11 protein-coding genes are annotated in these 14,927 nt (G+C 60.8%); 6 read left to right on the forward strand and 5 right to left on the reverse strand.

Translation table 11 applies throughout. The annotated features are described in order from the left end of the window. Nucleotides 1-106 precede the first annotated feature (106 nt). The 3 genes from AC07XZ_RS14495 to AC07XZ_RS14505 all read right to left on the reverse strand — a co-directional run bounded on the left by AC07XZ_RS14495 (nucleotide 107) and on the right by AC07XZ_RS14505 (nucleotide 4,342). The gene (locus AC07XZ_RS14495; protein ID WP_039764506.1) at nucleotides 107-433 is read right to left on the reverse strand and encodes a hypothetical protein; all 327 of its coding nucleotides are present in this window, start codon (nucleotides 431-433) and stop codon (nucleotides 107-109) included. Nucleotides 434-614: 181 nt separating this feature from the next. After that, a complete protein-coding gene (locus AC07XZ_RS14500) occupies nucleotides 615-1,958 on the reverse strand; it encodes an aryl-sulfate sulfotransferase (RefSeq protein ID WP_102687478.1) in 1,344 nt (447 codons plus the stop codon). A 23-nt stretch (nucleotides 1,959-1,981) separates the two neighbouring features. Further along, nucleotides 1,982-4,342, reverse strand: a complete 2,361-nt coding sequence (locus AC07XZ_RS14505; RefSeq protein ID WP_102687477.1) for a TonB-dependent receptor — start codon at nucleotides 4,340-4,342, stop codon at nucleotides 1,982-1,984. A gap of 165 nt (nucleotides 4,343-4,507) precedes the next feature. Here AC07XZ_RS14505 and AC07XZ_RS14510 point away from each other — a divergent pair, with 165 nt between their 5' ends. Continuing rightward, complete coding sequence (locus AC07XZ_RS14510) at nucleotides 4,508-5,452, forward strand: LysR family transcriptional regulator (protein ID WP_102687476.1); 945 nt, start codon at nucleotides 4,508-4,510, stop codon at nucleotides 5,450-5,452. 101 nt (nucleotides 5,453-5,553) lie between these two features. Further along, a complete protein-coding gene (locus AC07XZ_RS14515) occupies nucleotides 5,554-7,164 on the forward strand; it encodes an alkaline phosphatase family protein (RefSeq protein ID WP_102687475.1) in 1,611 nt (536 codons plus the stop codon). A 222-nt stretch (nucleotides 7,165-7,386) separates the two neighbouring features. Here the strand turns inward: AC07XZ_RS14515 and AC07XZ_RS14520 are convergent, their stop codons facing one another. Next, nucleotides 7,387-8,295 carry a TauD/TfdA dioxygenase family protein gene (locus AC07XZ_RS14520; RefSeq protein ID WP_102687474.1) on the reverse strand — a complete coding sequence of 303 codons (909 nt, stop codon included), beginning with the start codon at nucleotides 8,293-8,295 and terminating at the stop codon, nucleotides 7,387-7,389. A gap of 180 nt (nucleotides 8,296-8,475) precedes the next feature. Here AC07XZ_RS14520 and AC07XZ_RS14525 point away from each other — a divergent pair, with 180 nt between their 5' ends. Beyond that, nucleotides 8,476-9,396, forward strand: coding sequence for a LysR family transcriptional regulator (locus AC07XZ_RS14525; protein ID WP_041475105.1), 921 nt, complete (start codon nucleotides 8,476-8,478; stop codon nucleotides 9,394-9,396). 39 nt (nucleotides 9,397-9,435) lie between these two features. On the opposite strand, the gene AC07XZ_RS14530 is transcribed toward AC07XZ_RS14525, so the two are convergent. Beyond that, nucleotides 9,436-10,449 (reverse strand): ABC transporter substrate-binding protein, encoded by a 1,014-nt coding sequence (locus AC07XZ_RS14530; RefSeq protein ID WP_011331920.1) that lies wholly within the window; start codon nucleotides 10,447-10,449, stop codon nucleotides 9,436-9,438. A 304-nt stretch (nucleotides 10,450-10,753) separates the two neighbouring features. Between AC07XZ_RS14530 and AC07XZ_RS14535 the strand changes: the two genes are divergently transcribed. Genes AC07XZ_RS14535 through AC07XZ_RS14545 form a run of 3 tightly spaced genes read left to right on the forward strand, consistent with a single transcriptional unit; the run spans nucleotide 10,754 to nucleotide 14,789 of the window. Further along, the gene (locus AC07XZ_RS14535; protein ID WP_102687473.1) at nucleotides 10,754-12,352 is read left to right on the forward strand and encodes an ABC transporter permease; all 1,599 of its coding nucleotides are present in this window, start codon (nucleotides 10,754-10,756) and stop codon (nucleotides 12,350-12,352) included. Further along, entirely contained in the window at nucleotides 12,349-13,164 is an 816-nt protein-coding gene (locus AC07XZ_RS14540) for an ABC transporter ATP-binding protein (RefSeq protein ID WP_102687472.1), read from the forward strand. The genes AC07XZ_RS14535 and AC07XZ_RS14540 overlap by 4 nt, the downstream gene beginning before the upstream one ends. Before the next feature lie 14 nt (nucleotides 13,165-13,178). After that, complete coding sequence (locus AC07XZ_RS14545; RefSeq protein WP_102687471.1) at nucleotides 13,179-14,789, forward strand: arylsulfatase; 1,611 nt, start codon at nucleotides 13,179-13,181, stop codon at nucleotides 14,787-14,789. Nucleotides 14,790-14,927: the final 138 nt, after the last annotated feature.

The following is a 14,927-nucleotide window of genomic DNA, read 5'->3' on the forward strand; positions in this document are numbered from 1 at the left end:
GATTCAGTGACAACTAATGCCAAGGTAATAGTTGACGGACTTTTTAAAAGGAAAACAAAAAGGCCGATGCATGTTTAATGCATCGGCCTTCGATTTACGGAATTTCTTATTGCTTCAGAAACTCACCACCCAAGTTCACAACTTCACCATCGAAGTTCACGCGCGAGCCGGTAGCCCGGAGTTTCGCGTAGTTGTGATCAGGCGAAAACAGCGTCCAGGTCTGATAACCACTATTTCCGTTCTGAGCCAGCACCGCGATTGTGGTCGGGTTGCCGGTGCTGTTCTGGAAGTGGTAGTTCCCGTAACGGATGTCGTAATTCACGCCACCCTGGCTGAGGGTGCCGCTGAAGCTGCCATTGGAATCATTACCGTCGGTGATAACCAGCTTGGCGCCAGAGTTGGCATTTACATAAGTGCCATTAATGCTCGACATAACGAGATTTCCTTTATCGTTGGATAAGTGTCTTCCGATGAGAGCAAGTTTCCTCCTGGAAACTCACGACACTCAGGATGGTTGGACATTCATTTATTGTCCACGCGACTTTTCAACGAAATTGCTATATGCACCATTCATGTCGCTCATAACTTATTTCGATTCGGAAGACTCTTAATAACTAACGACTGGCATTGGTTTGTTGCACACCAATGGCCGGCGCAATCACTGCCGTCTCCGAACGCGGCGTACCTGCCGGCACCCAGTCATAACTCACAGGAAGGGCCCGATAGACCCAGTTGCTGATCGCGTCGCTGCCCGGCGCCTTACCCAGATAAGGGCTGACGTATTCCCAGACGTTTTCACCGCTGGCCGTCACCTGGAAAAACCGCCCGTTCATGCCTTCGTCTATCAGTGTGTTGCCGTTGGGCAAGCGCCGCGCGCTGCTGATGAACGAGCTGTAGAACGCCCACCCCGGCTGCTTCGAATTGGCCGCGCTGTACTGCCAGACGATTTCATTTTTCACCGGGTCGATCTCCAGCACCCGCGAACCGGAAATCAGCCCCAGCGTAACGTTCGGATAACCCGCCGAACCCTGGTTGTCGAACACCAGCAGATTGCCCGCGCCGGGCAGTCCGGCCGGAATGATGTGCGCATCATGCTGGCCGACGAACTGGTCTACCGGGCGCGGGATTTTCTGCGCGGTTTTCGGATTGGCCAGCGGCAGATTCGGCCCCAGGCGCCAGACCACTTTGCCGGTGTGTTTGTCGATGATCGCGATGAAGTTGGCGTTGCGCGAATCGATCAACAGGTTGTCCGGATTGAAGCGCTTGTCGCCGGCATCGAACCACTTGTTCGGCCCGACCAGGCTGAGGTTGTTGATGTGCAGGTAATCCGGATTTTCACTGGCGCGCACCAGCTTCAACTGCTCGGCGGTGAAGCCGAATTCGTTCAAGTGATCCGACGCCAGCCACTGCCATTTCACCTCGCCGGCGGGGCTGACTTCGTAAATCGCATCGTCGATCACCTCAGGCACTTTGAAGCCTTTGACCTTGTGCACCTTGTTCGCCAGCACCACAGTGTTGCCGTTGCTCAGGCGACGCTGATCGTGATGCTGTTGCGCCGCACCACCGGGCGCCTTGTCGCCCCATTGCCAGACGACTTTGCCATTCCAGTCCAGCTCGCCGACGCTCTGATTGCCGAGGCCATTGCCGGCGGAACCGAGCTTGCCCGGATCCTTTTCGCTCAGTTGCAGCAACACATGGCCGCGCTCGCCACCGACCAGTTGCGGGTCGATGATTGCCGAGGGGAAACCCGACTGCGGCCAGTTCTTCACCTCGTTGCCGTTCATGTCGATCAGGTGCGTCTGCTTGTCGGCACCGCTGAAGATCACATATTGATTGAAGGCCTTGGCCGGGTCGTATCGGGTGACGCCGGTGGGGTAGACGCTGGGCGCGGCAAGCGCCCCGGCACTGAGCACTGCGCCGGACAACAACACCGGTAAAGCGGTTTTGATGCGCAACATGATGCAGCTCCTTGAAGGATCGATCAAAAGTCGTAGCGACCGGTGACGCCGAGGGTGCGCGGCGTGCCGAGCAGGCCTTCATAGCCGCCGTTGCCGCCGGTCCACAGGGTCGTGTAGTAGGTTTTGTCGAAGGCGTTTTTCAGCCACAGCGAGACGTCCCACTGACCCTGATTGAAATCGCCGCGCAGGCCGGTGGAGAGATTGACCACCGCGTAACTCGGGATCTGGCCGTAATCGGAATCTTCCACCGTACCGACTGCCTTTGAGCGGAACGCGTAGCTGCCGGTGACGTAAGGTTGCAGGCCGTTATCCAGATTCCATTCGTACTTGCCGTTGGCGTTGCCGATCCATTTCGAGGCGCCGACCACCTGATGACCGCTGAGGTCGCACGAGGCCGGAGCACCCGGTGCCTGGCTGACTTCCGGCGGGCACGGCGCGTCCTTGTACGAGAGGTAACTGACGTCGTTGTACGAGCCGTTGAAGTTCAGCGTCAGGCCGCGCAACGGGATCACGGTGCTCTCGAACTCCACGCCGCGCGAGCGCACTGAACCGGCGTTGGTCAGGTATTGCACACGGTTGACGTCGTCGTAGGCGTTGGTCTGGTAAGCGTTGACCTGAGTCCAGAACACGTTGGCGTTGAGCTGCAAACGGCGATCCCACAGCGTGCTCTTGAAACCGAGTTCGGCGTTGTTGGCGCGCTCGGTACCGATAAGCAACGAGTCGGCACCAGCGGTCGGGGCCGAGCCGACCACAAGGTTGACCCCACCGGATTTTTCACCGTGAGACAAGGTGGCGTAGCCGAGCAGATCATCGGTGAAGCGATAGCTGAGGTTGAGCAATCCGGATGGGCTGGAGCTGTACTGGTTCAGGTCGCCGGAATCGTAGGCGCCAGTCCGGCCGCGTCGCGCAGTGGCGGCGGCACCCGTGACAGCAGCACCACCAACCGGCGCGTCGCGATTGACCCAGGCGTTCTTCTCTTCATAGGTGCCACGCACCCCGGCGGTGAAATCCAGACGCGGGGTCAGATGCCAGGTGCCTTGGGCGAACAGAGCGAAGCTGTCGGTCTTGATATGGCCACGGCCGACGCTGTTGACGCTGGCCAGCGCGCCCCGTGGCGTGCCGTTCCAGATGTCTGACTGCGGGCCGTAATAGGCGAAGGATTTGTTGTCCAGGTCCGAGCCGAAATAGTAGGCACCGAGGACGTAATCGAAGAACTCGCCCTTGGGCGAGGCGAGACGAAATTCCTGGGAATACTGTTTGTCCTCCACCGACACCCCGGCGTTGTAGGTTGCCGGCACGTTGAGGCCATCATCGTTGCGCGGGGTGAAATTCCAGAAGCGGTAGGAGCTGACCGAGGTCAGGGTGAAGTCGCTCGGCAGGGTCCAGTTGGCCTCCACCGACGTGCCGCCCTGATGCACGGTGACGTGCTGGTCATTATCCAGATTGACCTTGCGGTGCGAGCCGTTGACCAGCGTCGCGCCGGCAGCGGCGGCGCGGGCCGAGTAGAGATTGACGCCATTGATGGTCGGCCCGGTGTTGTACAGCACGCGGGTGCCGGCGCTGGAATCCTCTTCGTTGTAATCACCGATCCAGCGCAGGTTGAAGTTTTCGTTGGGCTTGAACAGCAACTGCGCACGGAAGCCGTCGCGGGAACCGCCGTTCAGATCATGGCCGTTGAATTCGTTCTTGATGTCGCCGTCGCTACGAGTGCGATAGGCCGACAAACGCCCGGCCAGCACATCGTTGAGCGGCCCGGAAATCGTGCCCTTGGTCTGGAAGTAACCGTCCTCGCCGACCGAGGTTTCGATGCTGCGCTCCGGGGTAAAACTCGGCGCGCGGGTGCTGATGTTGATCACGCCGGCGGTGGTGTTCTTGCCGAACAACGTCCCCTGCGGCCCGCGCAGGACTTCCAGCTGCTCGATGTCCATCAGATCGAACACCGCCATCCCCGGGCGACCCAGATAAACGTTGTCGATGTACAGCCCGACGCTGCCTTCCAGACCATCGCTGGCCGGGTTGTTGCCCAGGCCCCGGATCGACACGCTGGACTGGCGCGCATGCATGTAGGCGACGTTGACGCTGGGCACCAGTTGCTGCAGATCCTGAATCCGGTAGACCCTTTGCGTCTCCAGAGTCTGGCCGCTGACCACGCTCATGGGCGTCGGCACGTCCTGAGAACTTTCTTCTCGACGGCGGGTGGTGACGGTCACGGTTTCCAGTTGCGAAGTGGCGGTCGCGGTCTTGCCGGCCGGTGCTGGCACAGGGGTTTGCGTTTCAGCGGCGTAGCCGTGGGTCCAGCTGGCACTCCCCGCCAGCAACAGGGCCAGAGGCAGACGTTTGAGCCGTCGTGGCGGCGGCGGTGAAGCGAGGTTCAACGGACTCATGGGACTGCTCCTGGTCAAAAAACACGCAGACATCTTCCGTGCCGCATATTCTTTTAAGTTATTTATTTATGTTTTTACAAAGATTTACTGCATAAGAGATTGCCTTTATAAGGAGTCGACCTAATGCATATCCAATGCATTTCCCGGATATTTTTTATGTGAAAAATGCATATCGACTTGCGCCAGCTCAGACACTTCATCGCCCTCGCCGAACAACGCAGCTTCGTCGCCGGCGCGCAGGCGGTGAACCTGTCGCAGTCAGCGTTCAGCCGCAGCATTCAGGCGCTGGAGCACAGCGTCGGTTGCCAATTGGTGGATCGCGGGCGCAAGGAATTGCCGCCGACCAAACAGGGCCAGGTGCTGCTTGAACATGCGCGGCGACTGGTCAGCGGTGCGCAGCAGATGGCCAACGAGATCAGCCAGTTCAACGGATTGGAGGCGGGGGAATTGCGCTTCGGTTGTGGCCCGGCGCCAGCGGCAGGATTGATCCCCCGAGCGATCGGCAGCTTCATCGGCCGCTACCCGAAAGCGCGGGTGCATTACCAGGTCGATGACTGGCAGAGCCTGAGCAAACGGCTGCTGAGCGAAGAGTTCGAATTCTTCGTTGCCGACACTCGGCACTTCGAGGCAGATCCGGATTATCTGACCCACCGGTTGAGGCCGCGCAAATGGCATTTCTGCTGTCGCGCCGGGCATCCGCTGGCCGCATCGGATCGGGTCACCGCCGAGCAATTGATGAGTTATCCGCTGGCCGTGAGCATTCGCCCGCCGAATCTGCGCAAGGTCATCGTCGACCTCAGTGGTCGCCCGGATTTCGTTCCGAACGTGGAGTGCGAGAACAGCGCCAGCCTGCTCGGCGTGGTGCTGCGCTCCGATGCGATCGGCATCGTCGGTGCCTATTCGGATGCACTGCATCAAGCCCGGGGTGAACTGGTGTGCTTGAAGGTCGAAGGGTTGGCGGATGATCTGGAGGAGCTTTACACCCGTTACGGAATTGTCAGCCGCGCCGGGTATCGGCTGTCGCCGTTGGCCGAGGCGATGATCGAGCAGATCAAGGCGATCGATGCGGTGGAAGAAGAGGTGTACTCACTGGCGAACCTCGCCGTCTGAGCCCATGCGTTTCATGCATGGCAAGCATTCCCCGAATGCACTTGCCGAACACCCTCGCCGAAAGCGAAAAACCTCGCCTGTCTTTCTGACTGGTGAACCCCATGTCCAACCCGCAAAACCCCGTGCGCAACGTGCTGTACATCATGTGCGATCAGCTGCGCCGCGATTACCTGTCGTGCTACGGCCACCCGCACCTGCACACCCCGAACATTGATCGCCTGGCCGCCGCCGGCGTGCGCTTCAGCCGCGCCTATACACAGGGCACGATTTGCGGCCCATCACGGATGTCGGCCTACACCGGGCGCTATGTCAGTAGCCATCAAGTGGCGTGGAACGCGGTGCCGCTGCCGCTGGAAGAACTGACCATCGGCGATTACCTGCGACCCCACGGCATTCGTACTGCGCTGGTCGGCAAGACCCACGCCACGGCCAACGTGGATGCCTTGCAGCGGCTGGCGATCAACCCCGAAAGCGCCCAGGCCGAAGTGCTGAATGAAGTCGGCTTCGAGCCGTACTTCCGTCACGACGGCATCTTCCCCGACGACCCGCTGTTCGATGACAAGCGCGAATCCGCGCCATACACCCACTACCTGCGCGAGCAGGGTTTCGAAGGGCGTAACCCCTGGCACGACTGGGCCAACGCGGCCGAAGGCGACAACGGAGAAATCCTCAGCGGCTGGAAAATGCGCAATGCTCATTTGCCGGCGCGAATTCCCGAGCAACATTCAGAGACTGTCTACACTACAAATCGAGCCATCGACTTCATCGGTGAGCAAGGTGAAAAACCGTGGTTTTTACACCTGTCCTATATCAAACCCCACTGGCCCTACATCGTACCGGCGCCGTACCACACTTTGTACAGTACGAAATCGATTCTCGAACCGGTACGTAATGCCTCTCCAAGCGACCACCCCGTCTATCAGGCCTTTCGCCAGCATGAGGAAAGCCTGAATTTCTCCAAAGATCCGGTACGACTGAACGTCATCCCGACGTACATGGGTCTGGTCAAACAGGTCGATGATCAGTTGGGGCGGCTGTTCGACTTCCTGCAAAGCAACGGCCGCTGGGAGGACACGCTGATCGTGTTCACCAGCGATCACGGCGACTTCCTGGGCGATCACTGGTTGGGCGAGAAGGAATTTTTGCTGGAGCAGGCGGTGGGCGTGCCATTGATCGTGCGCGACCCGCGTGCGGCGGCGGATGTCACCCGGGGCACGGTGGACGAACGTCTGGCGGAAACCATCGACGGCGTGCCGACCTTTCTCGAAGCGCTGGGCGTGACGGGGGCCGAGCATCGGCTGGAAGGTCGCTCGCTGATTCCGCTGCTGCACGGTGAAAACCCGGATTGGCGCCGCTATGCGATCAGCGAATACGACTACGCCTTTCAGGCCCCGGCGCGGGAGCGACTGGGCCAGCCGATCGACCGTTGCCGCATGACCATGGTGCGCAGCGAACGCTGGAAATACCTGGCGTATGACGGCTTCCGACCGCAGCTTTTCGATCTGTTGAATGATCCGCAGGAGCTGCAGGATCTGGGCGCGGACCAGGCGTATGCGGCGGTGCGCGAGGAGCATGCGGGGTATCTGTTCGAGTGGGTGCGCGGGTTGAAGCGGCGCACGACGATCAGTCATCAGGAGATTGATTTGCGCGGGCAGCGGTTTCGCTATGGGGAGCCCGAGACCGAGAAGCTCGTTCAGATTGGCGTTTGGTAGTGATCGAGCGAAGGCAAGAGCAAGAGCCCCCTCACCCTAACCCTCTCCCGGAGGGAGAGGGGACTGACCGCGGGATATTGGTGATTTGCGCTGACCTGTATGAGCTTTGCTGAATCCATAATCGACTTGATCCTTCAGGTCGATGTATGGCGCCAGACATCTCGGTCAGCTCCCTCTCCCTCCGGGAGAGGGCGGGGGTGAGGGGCTTTTGATCTTCTGCTCTTACTCACGCCCTTTGATGGTCTGGCTACGCTGCCCATTCGCCCCGACCGGCACTTCTCCTTTCAGCGTCACCCGCCGCACCACCCGATCCTGAGTGCCGTAATCATCAATCGCATAATGCTGCGTCGAACGGTTATCCCAGATCGCCACATCACCGGCCTTCCAGCGCCAGCGCACGACGTTCTCCTGGCGGATCACATGACTTTGCAGCAAGCCGAACAGGTGCGCCGAATCGGCCTGGGAATAGCCCTTGATGCGTTTGACGAAATGCCCCAGCAGCAAGCTCTTTTCGCCGCTGATCGGATGCACACGCACCACCGGGTGCTCGGTCTCGTAGACGGTCGAGGTGAAGATCTTGCGATAGCGCTCGAGCTTCTCCGCCGACACGTCCGGCTTCACGGCGGCGTAGTCGTACTCGTTGCTGTGCACGGCCACCAGTTTGTCTGCCAGCTCACGCAATTCAGTCGGCAGTTCGTTGTACGCGGTCGCGGTGTTCGCCCACAGCGTGTCGCCACCGAACGCCGGGGCCACCACCGAGCGCAGGATCGAGGCTTTCGGGTAGGCATCGACGAAGGTCACGTCGGTGTGCCACGAATTGGCGCGCTGCCCTTCGGCGCCGTCCAGCTCCAGCAGATAACGGGTGCCCTCGCGGGACGGCACGGTCGGGTGCGCCACCGGCTCGCCGAGCAAATGGGCGAAGGCTTCCTGACGTTGATCGTCGAGCTGGGTCTGCTCGCGGAAGAACACGACCTTGTACTGGATCAGCGCCTGTTGAATCGCTTTAACCGTCGCGGCATCCAGCTCGCCGGACAGGTGCACGCCACGAATTTCGGCGCCGATACGGCCGGCCACCGGATGAATGTCCAGCGCGTGGACAGCGGGTTTTACAGCGAGTGCGGCATTGCTCATGGGTAGACCCTCATCGACTGCTTGCGGTTGGACGGCAGCGAAACAACGCTCTATCTATATTCCATTTACATCTAATAGATATTCACATGCTTCGTTGACGGAATAAGAGCTTGCATTTAAAACCTCAAGCAACCTCGTCGCAAATGCCTTCGAGCTATTTTTAGGATGCCGGAAAAGCATATGGATCTTCGCCAGCTGCGCTACTTCATCGCCCTCAACGAACACCGCAGTTTTGTCCGCGCGGCCGACGCCATGGGCATCACTCAACCGGCGTTCAGCCGCAGCATCCAAGGGCTGGAGCAGGAGTTCGGCTGCGTGCTGGTGGATCGCGGCAACAAGGATCTGCGCCCGACACCCGAAGGTCAGGTGGTGCTGCAACACGCCCTGACCCTGGTGCAGGGCGCGGCGTTGCTCAGCGCCGAAGTGACGCAGATGACCAAGCTCGACGCCGGCGAACTGCACTTCGGTTGCGGCCCGGCGCCGGCAGTGAAACTGGTGCCGGACGCGGTGGCGCAATTCATCAATGCGCACCCGAAAGTGCGCACCTGTTTTCAGGTGGATAACTGGGAAAAACTCAGCCGCGCCCTGAGCCGCGAGGAGATCGAATTCTTCATCGCCGATATCCGCCATTTCGAATCCGACCCGAACTTCCAGACCCAGCCGCTGACGCCCAAGCGCGGGGTGTTTTTCTGCCGGCCGGGGCATCCGCTGCTGGCCAAGGAAAGCCTGTCGACCAACGACATGTTCGACTACCCGCTGGCGACCACGCTGATCCCGCCGGGCATTCGCAAACTGCTGGCGAATCTCAGCGGACGGATCGACTTTTCGCCGACCATCGAGACCGAGCACTTTCCGGCGCTGGTGAAAGTGGTGCTGCAATCCAACGCGATCGGCGTGGGTACTGAAGAGGCGTTTGTCGAGGACATCGCCCAAGGCTCACTGGCGCTGCTGCACTGGCGCAATCTGCCGCAGAATCTGGAGAGCATGAATGCACGGTGCGGGATCGTCAGCCGCACGGGATTCCGGCTGTCACCGGCGGCGCGGGCGATGATCGAGACGCTGGTGGCAGTGGATAAACAGGCGATCAGCGTCGCGGTTTGAGGGTCATTCCCACGCTCTGCGCGGGAATGACCGCAAGATTCAGAGCTTCGCAGCCGCCAGCTCAGGCGCCACCCACTCGTTCACCTTGAACGGCTTGCGGATCAGCTTCTGCTGCGCCGCCAGATCCACCTTGCCCTGCAGGTTTTCGAGGAACAGCGGATCCAGTGTCGACGGGAACACTTCGCTCAGATTCTGATCCTTCAGATCCTGGGTCAGGATCACCGGCGGATAGCTCGCGAGCCCCGAAACCAGTTGCACGTAAGCGTCCTTGTTGCTGTCCTGAGTCAGCCACTCTACTGCCTGCTGCTGCGCCTTGAGCAGCTTCGCCACGGCTTCCGGATGCCCGTCGACAAACTTGCCAGTGCCCACCAGCACTGACTGTACACTGCCGGCGCCACCGAGGTCCTTGGTGTTAAGCGGCAACTCGGCCAGGCCTTTGGCCTGCAATGCAGTCAACCCGGAACTGCCCCACGACGCATCGATCTGCTTCGCCGCCAGCGCCGCAACCGCTGCGTTGAAATCGAGGTTGATCACCTTCACGTCCTTCTCGCTCAGGCCCACGCTGGCCAGCGCCGCATCGAACGACAACTGGGTCGCGGTGCCGCGAAAGATCGCCACGCGCTTGCCTTTGAGATCCTGCAACGTCTTGATCCCCGAACCCGGCACCACGCCCAGGTATTGCTTCACACCCCGGGCGCTGGCGCTGAGCAGGCGCGTATCGAGACCGTTGGACTTGCCGATGATGGCCGCCAGATCTCCGAGATAGGCCAGGTCCACCTGGCCATTGGCGAACGCCTCGTTGATCACAGGCCCGGCGCCTTTGAAGAAGCTCCACTGAATCTTGATGCCCTGATCGGCGAAAGCCTTTTCGAAGATCTGCTGATCGCGCAGCACGTCCACGATGCCCCCGCCGCTGTGTTGAGTACCCGCGCTCAGATCAGGCACGGCAATCCTGATTTCCTTGAGCTCGTCGGCCTGGGCAGAGAACGCCAGCAGACCCGCCAGCGCCGGCGCGGCAAACAGACTGATGACACGTTTGAAGGGAAGGTTCATGGGTGCGGCTCCTGATCACGGCGGGCATTGAGGAGCCGAAAGTAGGCGCAATCCGTATCAGCGCTTAAATACTTAAAAAGCACATTTTTATAGCTTTTCAAGCTAAGCCAGCAAAGTCGGGACATGCAGAGCCGTATGCATGGAGAGCATCGAAAATATTCTTCGAATGCATTGGATGCGCGCAGGGCTGGAGGCCTTAAATGGCGCTGCTTATCTCCAAAATGATTATTTTCTAACTCACTTATAACAATTGGTTTTTAGCTAATTCCGCTGACACGATCCAACCCGACAACGGAGGTCACCCATGGCCCGTGAATCCCTGCTCAGCCTGCCACTGGCCGCACCGCCGTTGAAAAGCCGGCGCACCTGGCCAAGCCTGAGCCACCGCGTTTTACCCTGGATATTACCGCTCGGACTGTTCGCCCTGTGGTGGCTGGCGGCGCGCAATCAATGGATGAGCGAACAGATCCTGCCCGCGCCGTCACTGGTGTGGAGCAGCGCGATCGAACTGTCCCAGGGCGAGTTGTGGAGTCATTTGTGGATCAGCCTGCAACGGTTGTTCTGGGGACTGCTGGCGGGTGTTAGCGCCGGCGCAGTGCTCGGTGCGGCGCTGGGCTTCAGCCGCCGCCTCGAGCGCCTGATCTTCCCGACATTCGCCGGCCTGGCCCAGGTGCCGACGCTGGCGTGGATTCCGTTGTTCATGGTGTTTTTCGGCATCGGCGAAACGCTGAAACTGGTGGTGCTGGTCAAGGCCATCGTGGTGCCGGTAACCCTGCACACGCTGGTCGGCGTGCGTGATGCGCAACCCAAATTGCGTGAAGCCGCCGCTGTTTTACGTTTGCCGCCACGACTGTTGATCCGTCGTCTGGTGCTGCCCGCCGCCCTCCCCGCATTCATGGCCGGCGTACGCTTGGCGCTCGCCGCTGGCTGGACTTCATTGCTCGCGGTGGAACTGCTGGCCTCCAGCGAAGGCATCGGTTACTTGATGGTCTGGGCGCGACAGCTGTTCATGCTCGACATCGTCTTCGTGTGCATCGTCGTAATCGGCCTGATCGGCGTGGCGATGGATCGCGGCATCGGTCTGCTGGACAAAAAACTGGTGCACTGGCCGCACCCGGCCACGGCAGAAATCCGTCGCGGCCCACGCTACGAAGGCTGGCAACGCGTACAGCCGTGGCTGCTGCCGCTGGCGCTGTTTGCGCTGTGGCAACTGGCGGTCGATCAGCAATGGATCGATGCCAACATTCTGGTCAGTCCGTGGGTGGTGCTTGAGGCGACGAAAAACGGATTGCTCGACGGCACGTTGATCTCGGGCATGGCCCTGAGCCTGGGCCGCACACTCGGCGGCTTGCTGATTGGCGGCGGCCTCGGCCTCGTGCTGGGTTTGTTGCTGGGTCTGTCGCGTACCAGCGAACGCGTGCTCGGCCCGACCTTCGCCGCCCTGCGGCAGATCGCGATTTTCGCCTGGGTGCCGCTGCTCACCGCGTGGTTCGGTCTGGGCGAACTGGCGAAGTGGGTGTTCGTTGCCCTCGCCGCATTCTTTCCGTTGTTTGTCGCAACCCAACGCAGCGTCGCCAACCTCTCGCCACAACTCAACGAAGCCGCGCAGGTGCTGCGCCTGAGCCTCGCTCAACGGCTGCGCCGACTGGTATTGCCGGGCGCCGCGCCGGGGATTTTCGCCGGCCTGCGCCTGAGCCTGATCTACGCCTGGCTCGGCACCATCGGCGCCGAATACTTCATGCCGTCCAACGGCGGCATCGGCAGCCAGATGATCGGCGCCCAACAACTGCTGCGCATGGACCTGATCATGGCCGGGATGCTGCTGGTCGGCCTCACCGGCGCCTTGCTCAACCTCATTGGCCAACGCTTGGAAATCCGCGCCACCCGCTGGAGACACGCATGAACGCACCGATTGTCAGCTTCAACCATGTAGGCAAATCCTTCGACGTCGACGGTTTCGAACTGGAAGCGATTCGCGAATTCAACCTCGACATCGCCGAGGGCGAATTCGTCGCCATCGTCGGTTCCAGCGGCTGCGGCAAATCCACCCTGCTGCGTTTGCTGGTGGGCCTCGATACGCAGTTTCGCGGGCAGATCACAGTCGATGGCAAAGCCGTCAACGGCATCGGCGGCGAGCGCGGCATCGTGTTTCAGGAACACCGTTTGTTCCCGTGGCTGACGGTGGCCGACAACATCGGCCTGGGCCTGGTCAACGAGCCGCTGGCTGCCTCCGAAAAGCAGCAACGCATCAATGATTTCATCGAACTGGTGGGCCTGCGCGACTTCACCCGCGCCTACCCGCATCAACTCTCCGGCGGCATGGCCCAGCGCGTGGCGATTGCTCGCGGTCTGGTGGCGAACCCACGAATCCTGCTGCTCGACGAACCCTTCGGCGCCCTCGATGCGCTCACCCGCCAGCAGATGCAGGACGAGCTGCTGGCGATTCGCGAACGGGCAAAGATCACCACGATTCTGGTCACCCACGATGTCGAGGAAGCGATTTTCCTCGCCGACCGCGTGGTAGTCATGGAACCGCGCCCCGGCCGGATCAAGCGGGTGGTGGACATCGCCCTGCCCCATCCGCGCCAGCGCAGCGGTTTCGACTTCCATCAGCTGCGCGAAGAACTGCTGCACGAGCTGACCAGTGACGATCATTACCAACCGAGCGCACCGGTACAGATCCGCGATCTGCCGCTGTCGTTCATTGCCTGCTGAACAGGAGCCTGTTGATGCCGCAACGTCCCAACTTTCTGGTGATTCTGGCCGATGACCTCGGCTTCTCCGACATCGGCGCGTTCGGCGGCGAAATCGCCACGCCGAACCTCGATGCCCTGGCCACCAACGGCCTGCGCCTGACCGACTTTCACACCGCACCGACCTGTTCGCCGACCCGCTCGATGCTGCTCACCGGCACCGATCACCACATCGCCGGCATCGGCACCATGGCCGAAGCGCTGACCCCGGAGCTGATCGGCAAACCAGGTTACGAGGGTTACCTCAACGAACGTGTCGTCGCGCTGCCGGAGTTGCTGCGCGAGGCCGGTTACCAGACCTTGATGAGCGGCAAATGGCACCTGGGCCTGACCGCCGAACTGGCGCCCCACGCCCGTGGTTTCGAGCGTTCGTTCTCGCTGCTGCCCGGCGCGGCCAATCACTACGGCTTCGAACCGACCTACGACGAACACACGCCCGGCCTGCTGAAATCCACCCCGGCGCTGTACATCGAGGACGACACGCTCATCGACGAATTGCCGAAGGACTTCTATTCTTCCGACGCGTTTGGCGACAAGCTGTTGCAGTACCTCAAGGAGCGCGACCAGAGCCGACCGTTCTTCGCCTACCTGCCGTTTTCCGCGCCGCACTGGCCGTTGCAGGCGCCCGCCGACATCGTCGAAAAATACCGTGGCCGCTACGACGCGGGCCCCGAAGTCTTGCGCCTCGAGCGTCTGGAAAAACTCAAGTCGCTGGGATTGATCGAGCCGGATGTCGAACCGCATCCGCTGATCCAGCTGACCGCGCAATGGGACGCGCTGAGCGATGAACAAAAACGCATTTCCGCCCGGGCGATGGAGGTCTACGCGGCGATGGTCGAGCGTATGGACTGGAACATCGGGCGCGTCGTCGATTACCTGCGCCAGCAGGGTCAGCTCGACAACACCTTCATCCTGTTCATGTCCGACAACGGTGCCGAAGGTGCGCTGCTGGAGGCCTTCCCGAAATTCGGTCCGGAGCTGATGACGTATCTGAGCCAGCATTACGACAACAGCCTCGACAACATCGGCCGCGCCAATTCCTATGTCTGGTACGGGCCGAACTGGGCGCAGGTGGCGACCGCGCCGTCACGCCTGTTCAAGGCGTTCACCACCGAGGGCGGGATTCGCGTTCCGGCGCTGCTGCATTATCCGCAGCTGCCGCTGAAGGGGCAGATCAGCCATGGTTTTGGCACGGTGATGGACATCACACCAACCATTCTCGATCTGGCTGGCGTGCGCCATCCGGGCAAGCAATGGCACGGCAAACCGGTGGCGCCGTTGCGCGGTAAATCGTGGCTGGGGTTCTTGTCCGGCGAGACGGCGCAGGTGCATGACGAACACACCGTCACCGGCTGGGAATTGTTCGGGCGCCGGGCGATTCGGCAGGGAAAGTGGAAGGTGGTGTGGATTCCCGGGCCGGTGGGGCCGGCGACCTGGCAGCTTTATGATCTGGGGAGTGATCCGGGGGAGATTCATGACCTGGCGTCGAGTCAGCCGCAAAGGCTTGAAGCGCTGATCGAGCATTGGCAGCGGTATGTGGAGGAGACCGGGGTGATTCTGAGTGAGTCGCCGTTTCAGCCGGATTGAGGGCAGGATCAAAAGCCCTCCCTCACCCCAGCCCTCCCGAAACGTCGGACCGCCCGGAGGGAGAGGGAGCTGACCGAGGTGTCTTTCGCTATACATCGACCTGAGAAACCGAGTTGATTGTGGATTCGGTAAAGCACT

Source organism: Pseudomonas sp. GW458-11-26-14-LB4 (assembly GCF_059423925.1).

What these genes read in the sequence shown, in the direction of transcription:
- AC07XZ_RS14495 (WP_039764506.1), bottom strand. Translation starts at nt 433, where the DNA reads ATGTCGAGCATTAATGGCACTTATGTAAATGCCAACTCTGGCGCCAAG.
- AC07XZ_RS14500 (WP_102687478.1), bottom strand. Translation starts at nt 1,958, where the DNA reads ATGTTGCGCATCAAAACCGCTTTACCGGTGTTGTTGTCCGGCGCAGTG.
- AC07XZ_RS14505 (WP_102687477.1), bottom strand. Translation starts at nt 4,342, where the DNA reads ATGAGTCCGTTGAACCTCGCTTCACCGCCGCCGCCACGACGGCTCAAA.
- AC07XZ_RS14510 (WP_102687476.1), top strand. Translation starts at nt 4,508, where the DNA reads ATGCATATCGACTTGCGCCAGCTCAGACACTTCATCGCCCTCGCCGAA.
- AC07XZ_RS14515 (WP_102687475.1), top strand. Translation starts at nt 5,554, where the DNA reads ATGTCCAACCCGCAAAACCCCGTGCGCAACGTGCTGTACATCATGTGC.
- AC07XZ_RS14520 (WP_102687474.1), bottom strand. Translation starts at nt 8,295, where the DNA reads ATGAGCAATGCCGCACTCGCTGTAAAACCCGCTGTCCACGCGCTGGAC.
- AC07XZ_RS14525 (WP_041475105.1), top strand. Translation starts at nt 8,476, where the DNA reads ATGGATCTTCGCCAGCTGCGCTACTTCATCGCCCTCAACGAACACCGC.
- AC07XZ_RS14530 (WP_011331920.1), bottom strand. Translation starts at nt 10,449, where the DNA reads ATGAACCTTCCCTTCAAACGTGTCATCAGTCTGTTTGCCGCGCCGGCG.
- AC07XZ_RS14535 (WP_102687473.1), top strand. Translation starts at nt 10,754, where the DNA reads ATGGCCCGTGAATCCCTGCTCAGCCTGCCACTGGCCGCACCGCCGTTG.
- AC07XZ_RS14540 (WP_102687472.1), top strand. Translation starts at nt 12,349, where the DNA reads ATGAACGCACCGATTGTCAGCTTCAACCATGTAGGCAAATCCTTCGAC.
- AC07XZ_RS14545 (WP_102687471.1), top strand. Translation starts at nt 13,179, where the DNA reads ATGCCGCAACGTCCCAACTTTCTGGTGATTCTGGCCGATGACCTCGGC.